Annotated in this window: 11 protein-coding genes, 2 pseudogenes and 1 riboswitch; of the genes and pseudogenes, 7 read left to right on the forward strand and 6 right to left on the reverse strand. The window is 67.6% G+C overall.

Translation table 11 applies throughout. The annotated features are described in order from the left end of the window. Both BST40_RS29950 and BST40_RS00010 read left to right on the forward strand, forming a co-directional pair. Positions 1-774: pseudogene (locus BST40_RS29950) on the forward strand (PE family protein); the annotation flags it as partial. A gap of 133 nt (positions 775-907) precedes the next feature. Continuing rightward, positions 908-2,335, forward strand: a complete 1,428-nt coding sequence (locus BST40_RS00010) for an APC family permease (RefSeq protein WP_255246029.1) — start codon at positions 908-910, stop codon at positions 2,333-2,335. A 66-nt stretch (positions 2,336-2,401) separates the two neighbouring features. On the opposite strand, the gene BST40_RS00015 is transcribed toward BST40_RS00010, so the two are convergent. The 4 genes and pseudogenes from BST40_RS00015 to BST40_RS00030 form a co-directional block, all read right to left on the reverse strand. Further along, complete coding sequence (locus tag BST40_RS00015) at positions 2,402-2,926, reverse strand: bifunctional adenosylcobinamide kinase/adenosylcobinamide-phosphate guanylyltransferase (protein WP_075547146.1); 525 nt, start codon at positions 2,924-2,926, stop codon at positions 2,402-2,404. 95 nt (positions 2,927-3,021) lie between these two features. After that, positions 3,022-4,725, reverse strand: coding sequence for a PPE family protein (locus BST40_RS00020; protein WP_083153064.1), 1,704 nt, complete (start codon positions 4,723-4,725; stop codon positions 3,022-3,024). A 142-nt stretch (positions 4,726-4,867) separates the two neighbouring features. Further along, a riboswitch (cobalamin riboswitch) is annotated at positions 4,868-5,048 on the reverse strand. A gap of 412 nt (positions 5,049-5,460) precedes the next feature. Then, positions 5,461-6,797: pseudogene (locus BST40_RS00025) on the reverse strand (HNH endonuclease signature motif containing protein). 327 nt (positions 6,798-7,124) lie between these two features. Next, positions 7,125-7,994 (reverse strand): MaoC family dehydratase, encoded by an 870-nt coding sequence (locus BST40_RS00030; RefSeq protein WP_075547144.1) that lies wholly within the window; start codon positions 7,992-7,994, stop codon positions 7,125-7,127. Between the two features lie 93 nt (positions 7,995-8,087). Here BST40_RS00030 and BST40_RS00035 point away from each other — a divergent pair, with 93 nt between their 5' ends. Next, positions 8,088-8,813, forward strand: coding sequence for a histidine phosphatase family protein (locus BST40_RS00035; protein WP_075547143.1), 726 nt, complete (start codon positions 8,088-8,090; stop codon positions 8,811-8,813). A gap of 41 nt (positions 8,814-8,854) precedes the next feature. After that, positions 8,855-10,861: an SDR family oxidoreductase gene (locus BST40_RS00040; protein ID WP_083153161.1), complete on the forward strand. Its 2,007-nt coding sequence runs from the start codon at positions 8,855-8,857 to the stop codon at positions 10,859-10,861. Between the two features lie 50 nt (positions 10,862-10,911). On the opposite strand, the gene cmaA1 is transcribed toward BST40_RS00040, so the two are convergent. Further along, positions 10,912-11,775 (reverse strand): cyclopropane mycolic acid synthase CmaA1, encoded by an 864-nt coding sequence (gene cmaA1 / locus BST40_RS00045; RefSeq protein WP_075547141.1) that lies wholly within the window; start codon positions 11,773-11,775, stop codon positions 10,912-10,914. Positions 11,776-11,808: 33 nt separating this feature from the next. Here cmaA1 and BST40_RS00050 point away from each other — a divergent pair, with 33 nt between their 5' ends. Both BST40_RS00050 and BST40_RS00055 read left to right on the forward strand, forming a co-directional pair. Further along, positions 11,809-12,759, forward strand: coding sequence for a nucleoside hydrolase (locus BST40_RS00050; RefSeq protein WP_089024959.1), 951 nt, complete (start codon positions 11,809-11,811; stop codon positions 12,757-12,759). After that, entirely contained in the window at positions 12,756-13,115 is a 360-nt protein-coding gene (locus tag BST40_RS00055) for a hypothetical protein (RefSeq protein ID WP_240316579.1), read from the forward strand. Before BST40_RS00050 ends, BST40_RS00055 begins: the two co-directional genes overlap by 4 nt. 67 nt (positions 13,116-13,182) lie before the next feature. Here the strand turns inward: BST40_RS00055 and BST40_RS00060 are convergent, their stop codons facing one another. Beyond that, positions 13,183-14,295, reverse strand: a complete 1,113-nt coding sequence (locus BST40_RS00060; RefSeq protein WP_075547139.1) for an enolase C-terminal domain-like protein — start codon at positions 14,293-14,295, stop codon at positions 13,183-13,185. Between the two features lie 32 nt (positions 14,296-14,327). Between BST40_RS00060 and BST40_RS00065 the strand changes: the two genes are divergently transcribed. Then, entirely contained in the window at positions 14,328-16,124 is a 1,797-nt protein-coding gene (locus BST40_RS00065) for a glycoside hydrolase family 15 protein (protein WP_083153163.1), read from the forward strand. Positions 16,125-16,247 lie beyond the last annotated feature (123 nt).

Here is a 16,247-nt window from a genome sequence, read left to right on the forward strand (position 1 = left end):
CAAGGCGGCGACGCCGGCAAGGGCGGCCTCGGCTCCACTGTTGGTGCTGATGGCACCGCCGGCAACGGCGGCACCGGCGGCGTGGGCGGCACCGGCGGCAAGGGCGCCAACAACACGACCGTCGCCGCCGCCGGCGCCACCGGCGGCACCGGCGGCCAAGGCGGCAACGGCGGCCAAGGCGGCACCGGCGGCAACGCCGGCAACGCCGGCACCGGCACCGCCGGCACCCCCGGCGCCGGCGGCCAAGGCGGCACCGGCGGCCAAGGCGGCCAAGGTGCCAACGGCGGCAACGGCGGCAACGGCGCTACGCCAGGGGCAACCGGTCAGGCCGGCGGCGCCGGCGGCGCCGGCGGCCAAGGCGGCGACGCTGGCAAGGGCGGCCTCGGATCGACCACCGGCGCCGCGGGCACCGCCGGCAACGGTGGCCAAGGCGGCAACGGCGGTAAAGGCGGCGGCGGCGGCGCCGGCACCAACTCCACAACCGCACCTGTCGCCGGCGGCCAGGGCGGCCAGGGCGGGGCCGGCGGCAAGGGCGGCACCGGCGGCGCGGCCAATGGCGGCACGGCTGGCAGCGGCGGCAAGGGCGGCATCGGAGGTGACGGCGGCGCCGGCGCTAACGGCGGCAATAACACCGGTACCACCGGCGGCAACGGCGGCAACGGCGGCAACGGCGGCGTCGGCGCCAACCCCGGAACCGGCGGGATTGGCGCCGCCGGCGGCACTGGCGGAACGTTGTTCGGCGTACCCGGGACCCACGGCGCCAACGGAACTTAACGCAACCCCGGCAACGGCGGGCGGTAACCCGCAATAAGTGCGCCCCGCGTCAATCTATGGCACCGTCGCACGTCCAGTGCTAACAAACGAGTGCTAACACTACGTGCAACGGCTGTCATGAGGAGGACCCGCGATCGGCAAACTTGGCTTCCGGAGCGTTGTGATGCTCGGGATCAACTCGATAATCGGAGCCGGCATCTTTCTTACCCCCGGTACGGTGATCAAGCTCGCGGGACCGTGGGCGCCCGTCGCCTACATCCTGGCGGGTCTTTTCGCGGGCATCATGGCACTGGTCTTTGCCAGTGCTGCCAGATACGTCAAAACCAATGGCGCATCATATGCCTACACGACAGCCGCTTTCGGGCAGAAAATCGGCATCTATGTCGGTGTGACCCATGCCATCGTCGCGTCCATCGCCTGGGGCGTGCTGGCGTCGCTGTTCGTCTCGACATTGTTGAAAGTGACTTTCCCGGAGAAGAATTGGGCTGACGCCAGCGAGCTGCTGAGCGTGAAGACGTTGGTGTTCCTCGGGTTCATCGTCGTGCTGTTGGTCATCAATATTTTCGGTAACCGGGCAATCAAATGGGCAAACGGAACCTCGACGATAGGCAAGATTTCGGCGCTGTCGGTCTTTATCATCGGTGGCCTGTGGCTCCTCGTCACACATCACCCGAGCCATTACGGAACGGCAAGTGCGTCAGGCGTTTACCAACCGGCCCCCTATGCGCTGTTCGGCGGGATCCAGCTTGCTCACGGTGCCGTCTCGGGATTGATCCTTGCCACCATCGCGGCGCTGTACGCATTTACCGGTTTCGAATCGATCGCCAACGCCGCCGAGGAGATGCACGAGCCGGAGCGGACGCTGCCTAAAGCCATACCGGTCGCGATCCTCGGTGTCGGCGCCGTCTACGTGCTTGCTGTCGCGGTGGCGATGCTGCTGGGATCGGACAAGGTTGTCGAATCCGACGCCACGGTGCGATTGGCGGCGGCCATCGACGACGGTCCGTTACGCACCACCGTCGTCCTCGGCGCCTTGGTCTCGATGTTCGGCATCAACGTAGCCGCCTCGTTCGGCGCGCCGCGGGTATGGACAGCGCTGTCGGACACCCGGATCCTGCCGGCACGCTTGTCGAGGCAGAACCGATTCGGCGTCCCGATGATCGCGTTCGCGATCACGGCATCGTTGGCCTTGGCTTTCCCACTGGCACTTCGCTTTGACAGCGTGAACCTGATCGGGCTTGCGGTGATCGCCCGGTTTATCCAGTTCATCATCGTCCCGGTCGCTCTGGTCGCCCTGGCTCGGGACACAGCCGGCAACCAGGCGGCGGCGGCGAAGCGAAACTTGTTGACCGACAAAGTATTACCGGTAGCTGCCGTCATCGTCTCGGTGGCGTTGGCGGTGTCTTTCGACTACCGGACCATCTTCGCCACACCGCAGGGGGGCGCCAACTATTTCTCGATCGCGTTGCTGGTGATCACGTTCCTGGTGGTACCGGCGATCGCCTATCTGCACTACTACCGAACCTGCGAATCGCTGGGCGCCGGGACGGAGCTGAGCTAGTGCCCCAGGGCGCAGGATGCAACCGGCCGGGGCACTCGACACCCGCATCGAGCGTCGCGCAATGATTCACAACTTGAGGACACGACCCGAGATCAGCAAGTGCACCTCGTCGCACACGTTTGCCACCCGTTGGTTGATCGTGCCCAGCAGATCGCGGAATATCATCCCCGAACGATGGGCGGGTACCACACCCAAGCCGACCTCATTCGTCACCACGACCGCATCGGATACTTCGGCCAGTGCCGCGCACAACTCGTCCAGTCGTTCCCCGACCGCAGCGTAGGCCTGGGCGGTCGTCGTGTTCCACAACGCCTCACGATCCATCAGAGCCGTGAGCCACGTGCCCAGGCAGTCCACCAGGACAGGGCACCGGATGTTGGACAAAGCCGTTGCGACGTCCGCGGTTTCGACCGTCAGCCAGGTCGGCGGGCGACGCGCGCGGTGTAGTGCGACCCGGGAATCCCAGTCCGGGTCGCTGCCATCGGCGCCGCGGCCCGGCGCGATGTAGACAGCCTCAACGGCAGTGGCCAACAACGCTTCGGCATGCCTGGACTTTCCCGAGCGGACGCCACCGGTGACCAGTATCCGCATCGCGTCATCGTAAGCACGTCGTTCGCGCGCAACCGATGATGGCCGTCGGGGCGGCTGGTGACGTCGATGGCTGCCCCGCCGCGACAAGATCCCCCCTACGAAGGTGAGTCATGGGGCGGCGCGGCATCGACGCCCCACGTGCCCGGCAGCATCGGCGCGCCCGGGCTGCTCGGAAATGTTTCGTTGGATAGCGTGATCAATCCTGCGGCCGGTTTGGAACCGGCCAGTTGCGTGGTTCCGGCGAACCCCAGGGGCGCTGCTCCCTGGTCTGGTGCCGCCGAGGTGGTCAGCTCGGTCGGGTCGTCGGCGTCCGGGCCCACATCCAGGTATTCATAACCGCGGCCGAGCCGTTTGGCTTTCACCCGTCGACGCCACTGCGGTCGAGGCTTTTCCTGAGGTGTGGCCGCGGCCGCCGGGGCCTCGGCGCTGTCGGGTTCTGGTGCCTTCCTTCGGGAACTGGCGGTTGTGGGCCTCTTGGCATCCGCGCTCAGCCCACCCACCAAGTAGCCGAAGTTGTCCATCCCCACACCCAGCCCGGCATCGCTCACCGGTGGCGCCGTGGGGGCCGGCGGCGGTGGTCCGGGCGTGGGCGCCGCGACGGTCACCTCCACGGACGCCTGAACCGGGGCCGTGGTCGAGCTCGGGGCGCCGGTGCCGAGGGCCGCAAGGGGCGGCGTGGTTGGTGTGACGGGTGGCGACGGTGGCGGCACGGCAGCCAGTGCCGCTAGCCCTTTGGCGCCGATCGGTGTCAGCACAGCACCGGCCGCCAACGGCACCAACGGGGCAGCCAGCAGCGGCGCCACCACCGTCAGCAGCACCGCAGTCTGCTCCAACAGCGTCTTAAGCAGCGCAATCGTGTCGGTGATGACCGTGCCGATGGCTTCGACACTGGTGAACAAAATGGTGAAACCGATCGTCACCGGGTTACCCGTAGCGAAGGCCGCGGCGAGATCTGCCCCGATAAACGCAAAGGTTTGCGACAACAGGGCCACATACGTGCCGATATCCATCGGGTAGCCGAGTGCGAACGCGATGTTCAACGGGCTCAGATAGGTAAGCGGGTTGCCGAGTATGACCAGGTAAGGGTCGATCCCCGCGAACATCGTGTGGAAGAACGGCAGGTTCGCCAGCCAATCGACAAACGGTTGAATGACGTTGTTGTAGAAGGCGGTATACATCTGCCACAGCCATTGCTCGAACTGGCGCAGCGGGTCCGCACTCGACATCCCTGCCTCAGCGGCCCTGACCAGCTCCGCGTCGGCTTTCATGATCGGCGGCGCCGGCGCGGCCTGCGGTGCGGCGCCAATAGCCGCAGTCGAGACCGCATGATAGGTGCCCATGACGGCGGCGGCCTGCACCCACATCCGTACGTAGTCGGCCTCGTTGAGCGCGATCGAGATGGTGTTGATGCCAAAGAAATTTGTCGCCGTCAATACCGCGTGCGCGGCATGGTTGGCGGCCAGCTCAGCCAACGTGGGCATCGCAGCCACTGCGGCGGTGTATGCGGTGGCCGCGGTTTGTTGGTGAGCGGCCATTGCGGCGCTGTCGGTGCTGGCCTGCGTCAGCCAATCAAGATAAGGGACATGGGCGGCCACATAGTCTTCGGCGCTCGGACCTGCCCAGCTGTCCGCCTGCGCCCCGGCCACTACCGCGGCCAGCTCGTCTGCCGTCTCGGCGTAGGCGGCGCTCAACGAATCCCATGCTGCCGCCGACGCCAGCAACGGACCCGGGCCGGGGCCGCTGCTGAGCAGCGCCGAATGCACCTCCGGGGGTGCGGCCAACCAGATGGGGGCGCTCATCGCCAGCCGCCCGCCAGTGGCCGGCGTGCGCAGTGCACCGCCGGCACCCGATCAGCGTTTGGACGAGGACGGCAACAGCCGGGCGGCCGGAAATTCGAATGCGTCATGACGGTTCGCTCTCTCCGGGGTACACCGCCCCAGGCTCGCCGGACGCGATGACGCGAGTCTCCTGGCTCTCGGATCGCCGCTCGCCTCGCCTTCCAGCCCGTGGCCGTGGCCGATGAGGGTCGCTCCCCGATTACAGTGGCGGGACCGCGCCGGTTTCGCACCGGCTTCCTGCATTCGTCATCGCCTTACGCGCAACATCATCGCACCCCGGCAGCACCGTCGCCATCCCATCGCGCACCTGCGTCTGCCGGCAAGGAGTACCCGATCTGGGGCGGCGCGGTTACCTATCCACCACACTGGGTCCAGCCCAGGGCGTTTCCCCACCTGATGTCACGGCATCAGGCGACGCCGCCGCGATGTACCCGCTCAAAGCCGGCAGCCGTAGCAGATAGCCAGCGGGACAGGCACTTTCGCCTATCAAACACCAGGGCCGGCTGAGTGGTCGCGCCCGAAAGTTCGTCGGGGGTCAGGCTGGTCCCGACGAGTACGGCGTCCTGCCGCCGGTCGAGCAGAGCATGGGGTGGGCGCGTGCGGGAATCGCACACACCAATGCCCGCCGGGCTGGCTCGAAGTCGTTGTGCGCATGCGGATTCGTCGCGGGAGGTGCCCGAAGGCTGACCGACCCCGTCAATCGGGTTCGTCGTCGTCGGGCGCGAAGAGTTTCTCGGGATGATGGAAGGTGTTGACCCGCGGTTGGCCGTGATCGAGGTGGGCCGGCGGGAGCCATTCGGTGTCACCTTTTGCATTCTTGCGAGTCGTCCAACCTTTTTCGGCGAGACGATTGTCTGGGGCCAAAGGCCCCCAAAAGGCGGAGTCAGGTCGTTGATGTCGGTGCAGTGGGTGTTGCGCCAGCCCGAAACGTGATGCGCTTGGCTGTGATAGGCCGGGGCGTCGCAACCCGGCTTCGTGCAGCCACCGTGCTGGGCCAGCAGCATCAGTCGCTGCGCCAGCGAGGCGAACCGTTTGGTGTGAAACAGCGCCAAGGGCTTGGCCTGGTCGAACACCGCGAGATAGTGATGCGACGTGGCGGCCCAGCGGATCAGCTGCGACATGGGTACCCGGGTGCCCCCGCCGGTGCGGGCCCGCCCGGCGGCGGCTTCCAGATCCTTCAGCGTGGTGGTGACGACGATGGACACCGGCAGCCCGTTGTGGCTGCCCAGGTCCCCGGAGGCCAACAGCGCGCGCAGGCCGGCGATCAGCGCGTCGTGCTGGCGTTGGGGTTGGCTGCGGGTGTCGCGGCGGCCCGGGTCGGGCTCCAAGACTGGGGTGTCGTCCTCGGGATGGCACGCGCCGGGGGCGGCCAGTTTGGCCCAGGCGGCTTCGAGCAACGCCCGTAGTTCGGGGGTGATCAGGCCGCTGAGGCGCGACATACCGTCGTATTCCTGTCGATCGAGGACCAGGCCGCGTTTGCGGGCGCGTTCCTCATCGCAGTAGTCGCCATCGGGGTGCAGCAACGCCATCAACTCATGGGCGTACTTGGCCACCTGGTCGGGGCGGAAGTCACACGCCTTGCCGGCCAAGTCTTTTTCGGCGGCCACGAAGGTGCCGGGGTCCACCGCGGCGGGCAGATGGGAGACAAAGTCACGGATCACCCGGATGTGCGCGTCCCCGATCATCCCGGCGCGTTGGGCGGCGGCTGTCGCCGTCAGCTTCGGCGCCAACGGCTCCCCGGTCAACGCCCGGCGCTGGCCGAGGTCTTCGGCCTCGGCGATCCAGCGGTTGGCTTCGCTTTTGGTGATCCGCAGCCGCTCGGCCAATGCCGCGGGGAGTTTGCCGCCAAGGTCTTCCTCGCTGGCCCGGGCGCGCAGTTGATTGATCAGCGTTTCCCGGCGTTCCAGGCGCTCCATCACCCGCAGCAGCTCCGGGATCGTCTGCGCATCAAAGGTCAACCCGCACAACTGTTTCTGGGTGTCGTCGAGCCCATCGAGGACCGCCACGATCTCCTCACGCGTGCTCGCTGACATACCCCGGATTCTACGAGGGGGCACCGACACGTTCTGATCGGCGCGAAGGCCCAAACCTGTTGATATCGGCGGCGATATCGCGTTTCACGACCGAGTGCCGCCCAGCTCGCGTTACCCAAGTCACGACAGGGACGGCGCTCCGCAAACCGTGGCATCAATGTCCGCGGCGTCCGGCGCGCAGTCACCGGCACCGCGCACCAGCGTGGCCAACGCACTGACCGTATGAATCCGCGGCCCAAAGACCGCCATGAGCACACGTGGGGCGAGCCTCAGCCACGCCAGCGATGAGCTGGCACGCCAGCCCCGACGAACATACGGGCGCGACAACTACGCCACGTATTCCACCGCGCCGTCGTCGAGGACCACTCGCGCCTCGGAACCGGCCAGCCCGGACGCCTCGGTTCGATACACCGCCTTGCCCGGCTCGGTGCGCCAGATCAGCGTGGTCAGCGTCTCGCCGGGGAACACCGGCGAGCTGAACCGCGCCGCGATCGACGTGATGTTGGCGGCCACGCCGCCGCCGAGCTCGGCGACCAGCGCGCGTCCGGACACGCCGTAGGTGCACAGCCCGTGCAGGATTGGTTTGGGAAAGCCGGCCATCTCCCGCGCGAACCACGGGTCGCTGTGCAACGGGTTGCGGTCGCCGGAGAGCCGGTAGATCAACGCTTGATCCTCACGCGTGGGCAGGGCGACCCGGGCGTCGGGCTCGCGGTCGGGGAATTCCGGGGCGGCCGGCCGCTGACCCGGCTCCCCCCCGAAGCCGCCTTCGCCGCGGATCACCAGGGTGGTCAGTGTTTCGGCGATCAGCGCGCCGCTGTCCGGGTCGCTCCCGCGGCCGCGCAGCATGATGATGGCGTTCTTACCTTCGCCCTTGTCCTGGATGTCGGCCACTTCGGAGACCACCGACAACTTTCCGGCCGGCGGCAGCGGCGCATGCAGCCGCACGGTCTGCGAGCCGTGTAACAGCTTGGCCCAGTTGAACTTTCCCACCTTGCCCGCCGCCCCGAAGGCCGGGCAGCAGATCACCGCGTAGGTCGGCAGCACCTGCTGGGCAATACCGTGGCTGTTCTCCGTCGTGAACGACAGGTCCTCGGTCCCGGCACCCACTCCGAGTGCGTAGAGCAACGTTTCCCGGTCGGTCCATTCGAACAACATCGGCTCGGTCACCGCACCGACGGCGCCGGGGTCAATGGCCATGCGAGTCTCCTCTCGATTCCAAATCGAAGCTTTTCCGCACTCAACCATCGCAAACCCTTCCCAGCGACGGCATCGGCAGGGCAGGCTATCGCCATGGCCAAGCGCACCATGATCTGGAAGATGACCTGGAAAACCTCCCACGTCCTAGCTGTGCTCGCCTCGGTCATGATCGTCGGCGCCTGCGGCGGCGGCGGCACGCAGGCCCGCAACATCACCGTGACCTTCATCCGCAACGCGCAATCGCAGGCCAACGCCGACGGAGTGATCAACACCGAGATACCCGGCACCGGGCTCACTGCCGACGGCAAGGGACAAGCCCAGCAGCTCGCCCATCAGGTCGCGCACAACGAATTCGACAGCATCTACTCCTCGCCGATGGCCGAAGCCCAGCAGACCGCCGCACCGTTGGCAAGCGAGATGGGCAAGCAGGTCGAGATCATCGACGATCTGCAGTCCATCAATGCCGGCTGGTACAACGGCGAACCCGAATCAAGGGCCAACTCGACGTATCTGCTGGCGCCTACGGGTTGGATCAACGGCGATGCCACGCACTGCATCCCGGGGTCGATCACCGGCGACCAATTCAACAGCCGGTTCAGCAGTGCCATTCGCAAGATCTACGACAGCGGCCACAACAAGCCGGTGGTGTTCTCCCAGGGCACGGCGATCATGGTGTGGACGCTGATGAACGTGAAGAACCCCAAGCTCAACCTGTTGAACAACCATCCGCTGCCCAACATCGGTCGGGTCGTGGTCACCGGCAACCCGATCGACGGCTGGAAGCTGGTGGACTGGGATGGCATCCGCAACTTCACCTGACCGGTTGACGGGTGCTGCCGCCAGCCGCCACGATGGGCTGCATGCGATATGTCGTTACCGGCGGTACCGGGTTTATTGGTCGCCGGGTCATCTCCCGGCTGCTCGATACCCGGCCCGACGCGCAGGTGTGGGTGCTGGTCCGCCGTCAGTCGCTGGGACGTTTCGAGCGCCTGGCGGCCGACTGGGGTGAGCGGGTCAAGCCGCTGGTCGGCGAGCTTCCGGAACTCGCGCTGAGCGATGAGACGCTCGACGAGCTGGGCCGGGTGGACCATGTCGTGCACTGCGCGGCGATCGGCCACCGCACCGCCATCACCGCGGGCGAGCCCGAGCAGCGCGCCACCAACGTGGCGGGCACCCGGGCCGTCAGCGAATTGGCGCGACGGCTGGACGCCACCTTCCACCACATGTCGTCGATCGCGGTGGCCGGCGACTTCACCGGCGAGTACACCGAGGACGACTTCGGCGTCGGCCAACCGCTGCCCACGCCGTATCACCGAACGAAGTTCGAAGCCGAGCAGCTGGTGCGCTCGGCGCCCGGGCTGCGCTACCGCATCTACCGCCCGGCGGTGGTGGTGGGCGATTCGCGCACCGGCGAGATGGACAAGGTCGACGGGCCGTACTACTTCTTCGGGGTGCTGGCCAAGTTGGCGCTACTGCCCACGCTGACCCCGATCCTGTTGCCCGACACCGGACGCACCAACATCGTCCCGGTCGACTATGTCGTAGACGCGCTGGTGGCGCTGATGCACGCCGACGGTCTCGATGGTCGGACGTTTCACCTCACCGCACCGAAAACCATTGGCCTGCGCGGCATTTACCGCGGCGTAGCCCCGGCGGCCGGGCTGCCGCCGCTACGCGGGACACTGCCCCGCTCGGTGGCCGCCCCGGTGCTGAAGGTGCGCGGGCGGGCCAAGGTGCTGCGCAACATGGCCGCCGCCCAGCTCGGCATCCCCGCCGAAATCTTCGGCCTGGTCGACCTCCAGCCCACCTTCGCCGCCGACGAAACCCGGAAGGCGTTGCACGGCACCGGGATCGAAGTTCCCGAGTTCGCGGCGTATGCACCCCGGCTGTGGCGGTACTGGGCGCAGCACCTCGATCCCGATCGCGCCCGCCGCGACGATCCACGAGGACCGCTGCATGGCCGGCACGTCGTCATCACCGGGGCCTCCAGCGGCATCGGGCGGGCGTCGGCCATCGCCGTCGCGCAGCGCGGCGCAACGGTGTTCGCGCTGGCCCGCAACGCCGACGCGCTGGACCGGCTGGTGGCCGAGATCCGGGCAAGAGGCGGGCAGGCGCACGCCTTCACCTGCGATGTCACCGACTCGACGTCGGTGGAGCACACCGTCAAAGACATCCTGGGCCGCTTCGGCCATGTCGACTATCTGGTGAACAACGCCGGCCGGTCGATTCGCCGCTCGGTGGTCAACTCCACCGACCGCCTCCACGACTACGAACGGGTCATGGCGGTCAACTACTTCGGCGCGGTGCGGATGGTGCTGGCGCTGCTGCCCCACTGGCGCGAGCGCCGGTTCGGTCACGTGGTCAACGTCTCCAGCGCCGGGGTGCAGGCCCGCAACCCGAAGTACAGCTCGTATCTGCCCAGCAAGGCGGCGCTGGACGCGTTCGCCGACGTGGTCGCCTCCGAGACGCTCTCCGACCACATCACCTTCACCAACATCCACATGCCGCTGGTGGCCACACCCATGATCACCCCGTCACAGCGGCTCAACCCGATGCGGGCGATCAGCGCTGAGCATGCGGCGGCCATGGTGGTGCGCGCGCTGATCGAGAAGCCGGCGCGGATCGACACCCCGCTGGGCACGCTGGCCGAGGCCGGCAACCACTTCGCGCCCAAGGTTTCGCGGCGCATTCTGCACCAGCTGTACCTGGGCTACCCCGATTCGGCTGCGGCTCAAGGACTGCCGTCCGCCCCGGCGATGCCCCCGAGACGTATGCCGAAGCGCCCGGCGCGTGCCGTCACCGGCGGCATCCGGACACCCCGGCCGGTCCGGCAGCTGGCACGGTTGGTGCCCGGCCTGCATTGGTAGACCGACGGTTCGGCGGCTTCAACGGCGCCGGATCGCGGTAGCAGCGGATGTCACATCGCACAGGTAAATTGGTTGACGTCGATGTACCCGATGCGGAACATTTCGGCGCAGCCGGTCAGATACTTCAGGTATCGCTCGTAGACTTCCCGCGATTGCAGGGCAATGGCCTGGTCTTGGTGGGCCTGCAATGCCGCCGACCAGATGTCGAGGGTTTTCGCGTAGTGCGGCTGTAACGACTGAACCCGGGTGACGGTGAAACCGTTTGCGGTGGCGCGTTCTTGGACCATTGGGATCGACGGCAGCCGCCCGCCCGGAAAGATCTCGGTGACAATGAATTTGAGGAACCGGGCGAAGGTGAACGACATCGGCAGGCCGCGTTCGTGTATTTCTTTCGGGTGCAGCCCGGTGATGGTGTGCAGCAGCATGATGCCGTCATCGGGTAACAGCCGGTGCGCCAGCGCGAAGAACGCGTCGTAGCGCTCATGCCCGAAATGCTCGAAGGCGCCGATGCTGACGATCCGGTCCACGGGCTCGTCGAACTGCTCCCAGCCCTGCAGCAATACCCGCTGGATGCGCGGGCTTTCCGAGGTGGCGATCAATTGCTCGACATGGCGGGCCTGGTTGCGGCTCAGGGTGAGACCGACAACGTTGACGTCGTAGGTGTGCACCGCGCGCATCATGGTGGCGCCCCAACCGCAGCCAACGTCGAGCAATGTCATGCCCGGCTGTAATCCAAGCTTGCCCAGCGCCAAGTCGATCTTGGCGATCTGCGCCTCTTCCAGTGTCATGTCGTCGCGCTCGAAATACGCGCAGCTGTAGGTCTGGGTCGGGTCGAGGAACAGCCGGAAGAAGTCGTCGGACAGGTCGTAATGCGCCTGCACATCCTCGAAGTGTGGTTTCAGATCATCGGGCATTGGGTCAGCCTAATCGGGCGTATCCTTACCGCGGTGAGCGCGGTTTTCGCCGACGTCGACACCGGCATCGACGACGCGCTCGCCTTGATCTATGTGCTGGCCAGCGCCGACGCGGATCTGGTCGGTATCGCATCGACCGGCGGCAACGTCGGTGTGGACCAGGTGTGCGCCAACAACCTGGGCTTGCTCGAATTGTGCCGCGCCCCCCACATACCGGTGTCCAAAGGCGCCGACCATCCAAGCCGTGGAAACATCCACGGCCCCAAGGGTTTAGGCTATGCCGAACTGCCGGCCACCGATCGCGGGGCCACCGGTCACGATGCCGCGACGGCGTGGGTGCACGCAGCGCACAACCATCGCGGGGACCTGATCGGACTGGTCACCGGCCCGCTGACCAACCTGGCGCTGGCGCTGCGCGCCGCACCGCAGCTGCCGAAACTGTTGCGCCGGCTGGTGATCATGGGCGGCGCTTTCGAAGGCGAGACGGCCGCCGAGTGGAACATCAAGGCAGACCCCGAGGCAGCAGCCCAGGTGTTGGCCGCATGGTCCGCTGAAGCCGTTGAGCCGCAAGCGCTTCCGATCCTCTGCAGCGTGTACCTCACCCAGCAGGTGGCGATGACGCCGCAAATCCTGGCCCGGCTGACGGCAGCCTGCGGCCGGTCGGTTCCGTTGACCCGGTTCATCGAGGACACCATGCGGTTCTACTTCGAGTCTCACCGGGACCGCGGATGCGGGTATCTGGCGTACCTGCACGATCCGCTGGCCGCCGCGATCGCCCTGGATCCCGAACTGGTCACCACCCGGCGCGCCACTGTCGACGTCGACGTGACCGAAACCCCGGCCCGCGGCAGAGCGGTGCCCGACTGGTCGGGAAAGCGAGCACCCAACGCGCAGGTCGGCATCGACGTCGACCCGGGGGTGTTCTTCGACCGGTTCGTCGCGCGGGTTGGAACGTTCGCGCGCCGGGTAACTGGGAGCACATGAAAGTTCGCCGCATCGAGCTGCTGCGCGCCGGGTGGGGCGCCGTGCTGCTCACCGCCCCCACTGTGGTGCTGAACCGGATTCACGGGGTTCACGTCGATCGGAAAGCAGTCGTCGTCACCCGGGTGCTGGGGGCACGTCACCTGGTGCAGGCACTGGCGTCGGGTCTGGATCCCAGCCCGGTGATGCTGGCGGCCGGCGTGTGGGTCGACACGGTGCACTCGCTGACCGCATTCGGGCTGGCCGCGCTCGACCGTCGCCGAATCCGTGGCGGTGTCGCCGACGGGCTCGTCGCGGCAGTCTGGGCGGGGCTGGGCTGGCATCACCTCTACACCACGCGAGGGACGCGCCCAGCGTGACGTCACTGCGAGTTTCGCGCGGAATTTTCGCAGTGACGTCACGCTCGGCGGCCAGCGCGGCGCGACGTCACGCGACCCGATAGTCCTCCAGATCGGCGTGTTTGACCGTCAAGCCGTGCCCGGGCGCGCCGCGGTCCGGACGCAGTAGACCGTCGGGTTCGGGGTCGATGGTGCCGTCGAACGCCAGTCCCTCGATGCGCACATGGTCGTGGAAGTACTCCAAGTGGCGCAGGTGCCACACGGCGGTGCCGACGTGGGCGCTGATCTGTGGGGCGCAGTGCAGCGAGAGGTCCATGCCGCGCGCGTCGCACAGCGCGGCGACCTTGAGGACACCGGTGATGCCGAGGGCGCGGGTGACGTCGGCCTGTAGGCAGTCCACTGCGCCCGCAGCCAGCATCTGGTGGAAATACGGGAGCTGATAGCCGTATTCGCCGGCGGCGATGTCCATGCCGGCCGGTCCGTGCTCGCACAGCCGGCGCAGGCCGTCGAGATCGTCGGAGCTGACCGGCTCTTCGAACCACCGCACGTCGTAGTCGGCGAAGCGCCGCGCCCACAGCAGCGCTTGTTTGCGGTGGTAGGCGCCGTTGGCGTCGACGAACAGTTCGGCGTCGTCGCCGATGGCCGACCGGGCCGCCGCCACCCGGCCCAGGTCGGCATCCGGGTCGCTACCCACCTTCATCTTGATCCGCGGAATGCCGGCCTCGACCCACCCGCACAGCTGTGCGCGCAGCGTGTCGTTGTCGTAAGAAGTGAAGCCGCCGCTGCCGTAAACCGGGGTGGCGTCGTGGACCGCGCCGAGCGCGACAACCAGCGGTTCGTCGAGCAACCGCGCCCGTAAGTCCCACAGGGCGATGTCGACCGCCGAGATCGCACAGGCCACCACGCCCGGCTTGCCCAGGTTACGCACCGCATGCTGCATCTGCGCCCACCTGGCCGGCGGCTGCAAGGCGTCGGCACCGGTCACGACGTCGGCGAGCTTGGCGCCCACCGCCGTCGCCACCGCGGTGCCGCCGTAGGTGTAACCGGTGCCCACCTGGCCGCCGGCCCGCACACTCACCAGGACGAAAGTGGTCGAGTCCCAGGCCAGGGTGCCATCGGACTCCGGGGCGTCGGTGGGAATCGTGTAGGCGGAGGCCTCGACGGATTCGACTGGGATGGGTTCACCCGCGCGCAATGTCATGCCCGGGTGACTACCCGCAACCCAAACGGGGTATGCCGCTTCGCGTGGACGACAGACCACCGGTGGCCGAACTGCTGTCGCCGCATGTGTTGCGCGAATACGCGCTGCTCGCCGACGGGGAACGCGGAATCATCATCGGACCGCGAGGGGACTGCTGCTGGATGTGCCTGCCGCGGTGGGACAGCCCGGCGGTGTTCGGCTCGCTGCTGGGCGGCAACGGGGTGTACGCCGTCTCGCCGGATCATCCGCGGTTCGTGTGGGGCGGACGATACGAGCAGGGGTCACTGATCTGGCGGTCGCGCTGGGTGACCACCGACGGGATCGTCGAGTGCCGGGAGGCGCTGGCGTTCCCCGGGGACCCGCGCACGGCGGTGGTGTTGCGCCGCATCCGCGCCCTGGACCGGCCGGCGCGGATGCGGGTCGCGCTCGACGTGCGCGCCGGCTTCGGCGCCACGCCGATGTCGGGGTTGCGCTGCCGCGACGGGGTGTGGACCGGGCGCTCGGGGCCGCACCGGTTCCGCTGGACCGGGGCCGGCGATGCCACCCGACCCGGCGACGGCCCGCTGCAGGCGGTGATCGAGGTGGTTCCCGGACGCGATCACGACCTGGTCCTCGAGCTGTCCGATCAGCAACTGCCCACCGCCGCCGCCCGGCCCAACGACGCTTGGCGGGACACCGAAAGTGCTTGGGCGGCAGCGGTTCCGACCATATCGGGCTCGTTGGCCGACGCCGACGCGCAGACCGCCTACGCGGTGTTGCGCGGAATGACCAGCAGCGGCGGGGGCATGGTGGCCGCGGCCACCATGTCGCTGCCGGAACGGGCCGAGCAGGGCCGCAACTACGACTACCGCTATTGCTGGATCCGCGACCAGTGCTACGCCGGACAAGCTGTCGCCGCCGCCGGAGCCCACCCGTTGATCGACGACGCCGTCGGGTTCGTCAGCGAACGCGTCCTGGCCGACGGTCCCGGCCTCAAGCCGGCCTACTGCATCACCGGCGACCTGGTGCCCGAAGAACAGGACCTGGATCTGCCGGGCTACCCCGGCGGCACCGTCAAGACCGGCAATTGGGTGACCGACCAATTCCAGCTGGACGCATTCGGTGAGGCGCTGCTGTTGCTGGCCGCCGCCGGGCGCCTCGATCGGCTGGACACCGGGCATTGGCGCGCCGTGCAGACCCTGGTGGAGTCCATCGAAAGGCGCTGGCGCGAACCCGACGCCGGAATATGGGAGATCGACGACCGGCGTTGGGCTCATTCCCGGCTGACGTGTGCGGCGGGGCTGCGGCGTATCAGCGAGGTGGCGCCGCCGCGGCAGGGCTCGCAATGGCAGCGTCTGGCCGATCAGCTTGTCGCCGATACCAATTCCGATTGCTTGCACCGCTACGGACGCTGGCAACGGGCGCCGGATGATCCGCGAATCGATGCGGCGCTGCTGATACCGTCGATTCGCGGCGCGATCCCGGCGACCGATCCGCGAAGCGTCGCCACTGTGGAGGCGGTACGCACCGACCTCGGCCGGCACGGGTTCGTGTACCGGTTCCAACCGGGCGAGCAACCACTCGGCGAAGCCGAGGGCGCCTTTCTGCTCTGCGGATTCCTGATGGCGCTGGCCGATCATCAGCAGGGCAACAACCTGGCGGCCGTGCGCTGGTTCGAACGAAACCGCACCGCCTGCGGTCCGCCCGGCCTGTTCACCGAGGAATTCGACATCGGTCAGCGCCAACTGCGCGGCAACCTGCCCCAGGCCTTCGTCCATGCGCTGTTGTTCGAAGCGGCGCATCGGCTGACCGACGGGTACGGGCCATGCGTCGGCACCGGGACCGGATAACTCGGCCATCTGGGCCGTTTGACTCGCGAAGCGACGGGTAGACCCACATTGTGACCACCGGCAATCGTCGCCGCTGCAAGTTCCCCGACCGGTCGGCGGTGACGATCCGGTGGTCCACCCGCG

Origin of the sequence: Mycobacterium persicum (genome assembly GCF_002086675.1) — a bacterium.
GTDB lineage: Bacteria > Actinomycetota > Actinomycetes > Mycobacteriales > Mycobacteriaceae > Mycobacterium > Mycobacterium persicum.

What these genes read in the sequence shown, in the direction of transcription:
- BST40_RS00015 (WP_075547146.1), bottom strand. Translation starts at nt 2,926, where the DNA reads ATGCGGATACTGGTCACCGGTGGCGTCCGCTCGGGAAAGTCCAGGCAT.
- BST40_RS00020 (WP_083153064.1), bottom strand. Translation starts at nt 4,725, where the DNA reads ATGAGCGCCCCCATCTGGTTGGCCGCACCCCCGGAGGTGCATTCGGCG.
- BST40_RS00030 (WP_075547144.1), bottom strand. Translation starts at nt 7,994, where the DNA reads ATGGCCATTGACCCCGGCGCCGTCGGTGCGGTGACCGAGCCGATGTTG.
- BST40_RS00035 (WP_075547143.1), top strand. Translation starts at nt 8,088, where the DNA reads ATGGCCAAGCGCACCATGATCTGGAAGATGACCTGGAAAACCTCCCAC.
- BST40_RS00040 (WP_083153161.1), top strand. Translation starts at nt 8,855, where the DNA reads ATGCGATATGTCGTTACCGGCGGTACCGGGTTTATTGGTCGCCGGGTC.
- cmaA1 (WP_075547141.1), bottom strand. Translation starts at nt 11,775, where the DNA reads ATGCCCGATGATCTGAAACCACACTTCGAGGATGTGCAGGCGCATTAC.
- BST40_RS00055 (WP_240316579.1), top strand. Translation starts at nt 12,756, where the DNA reads ATGAAAGTTCGCCGCATCGAGCTGCTGCGCGCCGGGTGGGGCGCCGTG.
- BST40_RS00060 (WP_075547139.1), bottom strand. Translation starts at nt 14,295, where the DNA reads ATGACATTGCGCGCGGGTGAACCCATCCCAGTCGAATCCGTCGAGGCC.
- BST40_RS00065 (WP_083153163.1), top strand. Translation starts at nt 14,328, where the DNA reads ATGCCGCTTCGCGTGGACGACAGACCACCGGTGGCCGAACTGCTGTCG.